Source organism: Phenylobacterium sp., from assembly GCF_041919955.1.
Lineage (GTDB): Bacteria > Pseudomonadota > Alphaproteobacteria > Caulobacterales > Caulobacteraceae > Phenylobacterium.
The window spans coordinates 157,511-164,154 of sequence record NZ_JAYRSU010000008.1 but is presented as its reverse complement, the minus strand read 5'-3'; the positions used below and the strand labels follow the sequence as shown (position 1 = coordinate 164,154).

Here is a 6,644-nt window from a genome sequence, read left to right as displayed (position 1 = left end):
TCGTGCTGCAGCAGGCGCTTGGCGATGGTCCAGCCGCCGTTCAGCGGGCCGACCAGGTCCTTCTTCTCGGCGCGCGCGTCGGTCAGGAAGGTTTCGCAGAAGGGCGAGTTGCCGGCGATCAGCGGGATCGGACGGACCTCGACGCCCGGCTGGTGCATGGTGAACAGCACGAACGAGATGCCCTCGTGCTTCTTGCTGGTGTCCGTGCGGACCAGGCAGAAGCACCAGTCGGCCCACTGGGCGCCCGAAGTCCAGATCTTTTGGCCGTTGATCAGGTAATGATCGCCCTTGTCCTCGCACTTCGTCTGAAGAGAGGCAAGGTCAGAGCCGGCGCCCGGTTCCGAGAAACCTTGGCACCACTGAATTTCGCCGCGGCAGATCGGCGGAATGTGCTCTTTCTTCTGATCTTCCGTGCCGTATTCCAGCAGGGTCGGGCCGAACATCATCACGCCCATGCCGCCGATCGGGTTGTAGGCGCCCGCGCGGCCGAATTCCTGCTGGATGATCCGGCCCTGGGCCGGGGTCAGGCCGCCGCCGCCGTATTCGGCCGGCCAGGTGGGGGTGCCCCAGCCCTTGGCGCCGACCGCCTTGCGCCAGGCGTCCTGGTCGGGGCTCGGGTTCGAGCGCTCTTCGCGCATCATCGGGTTCGGCTTGCCCTTGAGGGCGGCCGGGAAGTTGGCCTCGACCCAGTCGCGCACTTCCGTTCGGAAGGCGTCGAGGTCCGTGGCGCCAAAATCAGCCATTGAAATCGTCTCCTGAAAAATAGGGTCGTCTGAAAAGAGGCTTCACCCTAGCGGCTCTGGGTCAGGTCGGGGAGACCCAGGATCCGCTTGGCGATGATGTTGTTCTGCACCTCGTTCGAGCCGCCGTAGATCGAGCCGGCCTTTCCCGACAGCCAGGTGCGGACCGCGGCGCGCTCTTCGGGGGTGAAGTCGTCGCCCTCCCAGCCCAGGCCCTGGTGGCCCATGACCTCCAGGGTCAGTTCGGCGTGGTCCTGCGTCGCCTTCATGAAGGCGTTCTTCATGATCGAGGTGGCGGCCGAGGGACCGGAATTGCCCTTGGCCTCCAGGGCCGCGCGCACGACGGTCTGCTGCACGGCGCGGCGGTCGATCTCGTTCATGATGATGCGGGTGCGCAGGTCGCTGTCGGCCAGCCGGCCGGCCTCGTCCTCGCCCACATACTTCTTGGCCAGCGCGCCCAGGGTCACCGACGACCCGCCGCCGGCCCGCCCGCCGTTCATGCCGCTACGCTCGTGCTGCAGCAGCCGCTTGGCCACCGTCCAGCCGCCGTTCAGCGGCCCGACCAGGTTCTCCTTGGGCACCTTCACGTCGGTGAAGAAGGTCTCGCAGAACGGGCTGTTGCCGGCGATCAGTTTGATCGGCCGCACCTCGACCCCCGGCTGGTGCATCGAGAACACCACGAACGAGATGCCCTCGTGCTTCTTGGTCTGGTCGGTGCGGACCAGGCAGAAGATCATGTCGGCGTGCTGGCCGCCGCTTGTCCAGATCTTCGACCCGTTGACGATCCAATGGTCGCCCTTGTCCTCGGCCTTGGTCTGCAGGCTGGCGAGGTCCGAGCCGGCGCCCGGCTCGGAAAAGCCCTGGCACCAGCGCACCTTGGCGGTGGCGATGTCGGGGATGTACTTCCGCTTCTGTTCCTCGGTGCCGTATTCCAGCAGGGTCGGGCCGAACATGCCCACGCCCATGCCGCCGATCGGGTTCACCGCCCCGATCTTGGCCATCTCCTGGGCTAGAACCCGCGCTTCGGGGGCGCTCAGCCCGCCGCCGCCATAGGCCTTGGGCCAGGTCGGGACGCCCCAGCCCTTGGCGCCCATGCGCTCCTTCCAGACCGCCAGGTCGCCGGTGGGCTTCTCCGGACTCATCAGCGCAGCGGTCTGACCGGCCACGTCCTTGGCCAGAGACTTCGGAAAATTCGCCTCGAGCCACTCGCGGGCTTCGGCGCGGAAGGCTTCCAAATCGGGGCCGCCAAAGTCAGCCATGAAAAATCTCCCTAATATTCATTGTCTTGGCGCGATCGTAGCTCGCGCTCCCAAAAACGGGCAGACGACATGAAATCACTTGGGATCGGGCAAGCCCAGCACTCGTTTTGAAACGACGTTCAGATTGATCTCCGAGGTGCCGCCTTCGATGGAGTTGCCCTTCGAGCGGAGCCAGGTGCGGACGGCCGCCAGTTCGGGCTCTTCGAAGCCGTCGCCACTCCATCCCGTCCCGGCCGTGCCCAGCGCCTCGACGATCAGTTCGTTGCGGTCCATGGCGACCTTGGCGCCGGCATACTTCATGATCGAAGTCGCCGCAGAGGGGCCGTTGCCGGCCTTCGCCTCGTCGGCCGCGCGGCGCACGGTCTGCTGGAAGGCCTGGGCCTCCATCAGGTGCTCGGTGACGCGGCGGCGCAGGTCGGCGTCGGCCAGGCGGCCGGTCTCGTCCAGGCCGACATAGTCCAGCGCGGCCTGTTTGACGGTCAGGGCCTTGACCGGCGCGCCGATCGAGCCGCCGCCGAGGCCGGCCGAGATGTTGTCGCGCTCGAACTGCAGCAGGCGCTTGGCCACTGTCCAACCGCCGTTCAGCGGGCCGAACAGCTGGTCCTTCGGCACGATCACGTCGGTGAAGAAGGTCTCGCAGAACGGCGAGGTGCCGTTGATCAGCCGGATCGGCCGCACCTCGACGCCCGGGCTGGTCATGTCGATCAGCAGGAACGAGATGCCCTCGTGCTTCTTCGAGGTATCGGTGCGCACCAGGCAGAAGCACCAGTCGGCGAGGTTCGCGCCGCTGGTCCAGATCTTTTGGCCCGACACCACATAGTGGTCGCCCTTGTCCTCGGCGCGGGTCTGCAGGCTGGCGAGGTCGGAGCCGGAGCCCGGCTCGGAATAGCCCTGGCACCAGCGCACGTCGCCGCTGACGATGCCGGGCAGGTGCTGGCGCTTCAGCGCCTCGGTCCCGTACTCGATCAGGGTTGGGCCGAACATCATCACGCCCATACCGCCGATCGGGTTGCGGGCGCCGATCTTGCCCATCTCTTCGTGCAGCACGCGGGCCTGCTTCACCGACAGGCCGCCGCCGCCGTACTCCGCCGGCCAGGTCGGCACGCCCCAGCCCTTGGCGCCCATGGCCTTGCGCCAGGCGCGGGCGTCGTCGCTCTCCTCGGCGCCGCTCATCTTGGCGACCTGGGCCGCCGGATCGGCCGCCAGGGCCTTGGGGAAGTTGGCTTCCAGCCACTCGCGCGCTTCCGCGCGGAAGGCGTCCAGGTCGTCGCCGCCGAAATCAGCCATGGGAAATCTCGCTTCGAAAAATGCAGTCGGAACGGCGCGGCCCGATGAAAAGGGGCCGCGCCGCTTTGGGGGCTACTTGGGGTCGGGCAGGCCGAGCACGCGCTTGGCCACCACGTTGAGGTTCACTTCCGAGGTGCCGCCCTCGATGGAGTTGCCCTTCGAGCGCAGCCAGCCGTGGGTGGCGGTCAGCTCGTTCGGGGTGAAACCTTCGCCCTCCCAACCGAGGGCCTGGGCGCCCATGGCCTCGACCATGAGTTCGGAGCGCTCCTGGGCGAAGGTCGCGGCGGCGTATTTGATGATCGAGGTGGCGGCGCTGGGGCCGTTCGAGGCTTTCGACTCCGCCGCCACGCGGGCGATGGTCTTGTAGAAGCAGTCGAAGTCCATCTTGTTCTTGGTGATGCGCGTGCGCAGGTCGCTGTCGGCCAGGGCGCCGGTCGCATCGATCCCGACATAGCCCTTCGCGATCTGGGCCAGGTCGCCGGCCATGCCGCCCGCGCCGCCGCCGCCGCCGAAGCCGCCCGAGATGTTCTGCCGCTCGTACTGCAGCAGGCGCTTGGCGATCTCCCAGCCGCCGTTGATCTTTCCGACCAGCGCGTCCTTCGGGATCTTCACGTCCGTGAAGAAGGTCTCGCAGAACGGGCTCTCGCCCGAGATCAGCTGGATCGGCCGCGTCTCCACGCCCGGGGTTTTCATATCAATAAGGACGAAGGAAATGCCTTCGTGCTTTTTCGAAGTATCGGTACGGACTAGGCAGAAGCACCAGTCGGCCTTGTTGGCGTAGGAGGTCCAAATCTTTTGGCCGTTGATCAGCCAGTGATCGCCCTTGTCCTCGCACTTGGTCTGCAGGCCGGCGAGGTCAGAGCCGGCGCCCGGTTCCGAATAGCCCTGGCACCAGCGGATCTCGCCGCGGACGATCTTGGGCAGATATTCCTGCTTCTGCGCCTCGCTGCCGTATTCGAGCAGCACGGGGCCGAGCATCCAGACGCCGAACGAGGCGAGCGGCTGGCGATAACGGCCAGCCGCCAGTTCCTGCTCCAGCACGCGGGCTTGGTCGCGCGAGAGTCCGCCGCCCCCATAGGCCGCCGGCCATGTCGGGGCGGTCCAGCCCTTTTCGGCCATGCGATTCAGCCAGACGATCTGCGGATCGCTCGACCCCTCGAAGGCGCGGCCGCCCCAGACGGCCTCGGGATCGGTCTTAGCCTTGGGATCGCGCAGCTCGGCCGGGTAGTTGGCTTCCAGCCAGGTCTTCACGTCGCCGCGGAACGCGTCGAGATCGCCGCCGCCGAAGTCGGCCATGGAATCCTCCCTGGATACGGTACGCCTTTTGCGCCGCCACATTAGCGCCGGTCGACCCAAGAGCAAGGGAAACAAAACGCTTGTTTGAAGCTGCGCCAGCGTCTGCCCAGCTGGCAAATCACGCTATATAGCTGGCGCGTCGCGGGCGGCGTTTGGAGGTCGGATGAGGTTTTGGCGCGAACTCAAGCCGGCGGCCTTCGCCGCGGCGCCGTCGACGGCCGCGGTCCTGGCTCTGCTCGCCGGGATCATGCTGTTGGCCTCGGGCGCCACGCCCACCATCCCCGACCGCTTTTTTCAGATTTACGAGGTCGCCCCTGTCGTTCTGATCGAGGTCAGCCACTTCCTGTCCAGTATCCTGGGCCTGGTGCTGGTGCTGCTGGCCTTCGGCCTGCGCGCGCGGCTGGACGGCGCCTGGTGGGCGACGCTCGTCACCCTGCTGATCGCCAGCCCGCTGGCCCTGATCAAAGCCTTCGCCTGGGAAGAGGCGACGGCCCTGGCGGCGTTCGCGGCCCTGCTGCTGCCCTTCCACGGCGCCTTCCCACGCAAGGCGCGCCTGGCCCGGATGGAGGTCACGCCCGGGTGGCTGATCTCGGCCCTGGCCGCGGTGATCGGCGCAGGGCTGCTGGGGCTCTGGTCATTCCAGCACGCCGACTACGGCGACAAGCCGTTCTGGGCCGTGATGGCCGACGCGGACGCGGCGCGCGCCATACGCGGCTGGGCAGGGGCGGCGGTGCTGCTGCTGGCCTTCGGCGTCTGGCGGCTGTTTGCGACGGTAGCGACGCCCAAGGTGGTCGGCGAGAGCGATCCCGAGCTGGGGCGCGTGCGCGCCATCCTGGCAAGCGCCGAGGAAGCCGAGCCGGGTTCTAACCTGGCGTTGTTGGGCGACAAGCGCTTTCTGTTTTCGCAATCAGGCGAGAGCTTCCTGATGTTCGGCGTCCGCGGCCGTTCCTGGATTTCGCTGGGCGCGCCGGTCGGGCGTCGTGACGAGCAGATGGAGCTGCTTTGGCGGTTCCGCGAACTGGCCGACGCCCATGCGGCGCGGCCGGGCTTCTACGGCCTCGACAGCGAGGACCTGCCCGATGTGGTCGAGCTGGGTTTCGCCATCGCCAAGGTGGGCGAGAGCGCGGCGGTCTCGCTGGACACGTTCACCATCGAGGGCACCAAGCGCGGCAATCTCCGTCGCGCGTGGCGCCAGGCCGGAGAGGCGGGCGCCACCTTCGAGGTCGTGCCGCCAGAGAAGGTCGGCGAGATCATGCCCGAGCTCCAGCGCATCTCGGACGCCTGGCTGGTGCATCACGCCGGCGGCGACAAGAGCTTCTCGATGGGCGGCTTCTATCCGGCCTATGTCGCGGAATTTCCGGTGGGGATCGTGCGGTTCGAGGGGCGGATCATCGCCTTTGCGACGCTCTGGATCACCGCCAACAAGAGCGCCTTTTCGATGGACCTGATGCGCTACATCGAGGAAGGGCCGCGGCGGATCATGGACTTCTTGTTCGTCGAACTGATCGAATGGGGCCGCAAGGAAGGCTACCAGGCTGTGGAGTTCGGCATGGCCCCGCTGTCGGGCCTGGACGACCGGCCGCTGGCTCCGGTGCTCTCACGCGTTGGAGCCCTGATCTTCGAGCGGGGCGAGGACCTCTACAATTTTCAGGGCGTGCGCGCCTACAAGGGCAAGTACGATCCGGTCTGGCGGCCGCGCTACATCGCCGCCGCCAACAAGTGGGCCATTCCGCTGCTGCTGGCGGATATGGGGCTGCTCACCTCCGGCGGGGTGGCGGGATTGGCCAAGCGGCCCAAGAAGACCGACGAGGCGGAGGCGAAGCCTAACGGCCGGTCGTGACCCCCAGCAGGTTCACGATGTGGACCATCATGAAGAGGGCGAAAGCCGAGGCGGTGACCATGATCAGCCGCCACGGCATCATCCGCGGTCCCTTGGCGGGGTTCGGCGGCTTGCCGCCGCGCCAGCCGGCGAAGGCCGCGATGGCGAGCAGCGCGACGAGAATGGCGGCGGTCAGCTCCAAGGGCATGACCGCGCCCTAGCCGATGCGCGTCGGGCCGGCAA

The 6,644-nt window shown here is 67.2% G+C and carries 6 protein-coding genes; 1 reads left to right on the top strand and 5 read right to left on the bottom strand.

Annotation, left to right across the window (positions count from 1 at the left end):
• The 4 genes from ACE3T2_RS09545 to ACE3T2_RS09530 all read right to left on the bottom strand — a co-directional run.
• The coding region (locus tag ACE3T2_RS09545) for an acyl-CoA dehydrogenase family protein (protein WP_374656892.1) at positions 1 to 743 on the bottom strand (743 nt) is incomplete at its 3' end.
• A gap of 47 nt (positions 744 to 790) precedes the next feature.
• Positions 791 to 1,999 (bottom strand): acyl-CoA dehydrogenase family protein, encoded by a 1,209-nt coding sequence (locus tag ACE3T2_RS09540; protein WP_374656891.1) that lies wholly within the window; start codon positions 1,997 to 1,999, stop codon positions 791 to 793.
• A gap of 75 nt (positions 2,000 to 2,074) precedes the next feature.
• Positions 2,075 to 3,286, bottom strand: coding sequence for an acyl-CoA dehydrogenase family protein (locus ACE3T2_RS09535; protein WP_374656890.1), 1,212 nt, complete (start codon positions 3,284 to 3,286; stop codon positions 2,075 to 2,077).
• A gap of 72 nt (positions 3,287 to 3,358) precedes the next feature.
• Positions 3,359 to 4,582, bottom strand: coding sequence for an acyl-CoA dehydrogenase family protein (locus tag ACE3T2_RS09530; RefSeq protein WP_374656889.1), 1,224 nt, complete (start codon positions 4,580 to 4,582; stop codon positions 3,359 to 3,361).
• Between the two features lie 163 nt (positions 4,583 to 4,745).
• On the opposite strand from ACE3T2_RS09530, the gene ACE3T2_RS09525 reads away from it, so the two are divergent.
• Positions 4,746 to 6,422: a phosphatidylglycerol lysyltransferase domain-containing protein gene (locus ACE3T2_RS09525; protein WP_374656888.1), complete on the top strand. Its 1,677-nt coding sequence runs from the start codon at positions 4,746 to 4,748 to the stop codon at positions 6,420 to 6,422.
• Here the strand turns inward: ACE3T2_RS09525 and ACE3T2_RS09520 are convergent.
• Entirely contained in the window at positions 6,406 to 6,609 is a 204-nt protein-coding gene (locus ACE3T2_RS09520) for a hypothetical protein (protein ID WP_374656887.1), read from the bottom strand. The genes ACE3T2_RS09525 and ACE3T2_RS09520 overlap by 17 nt on opposite strands.
• Between the last annotated feature and the right edge of the window lie 35 nt (positions 6,610 to 6,644).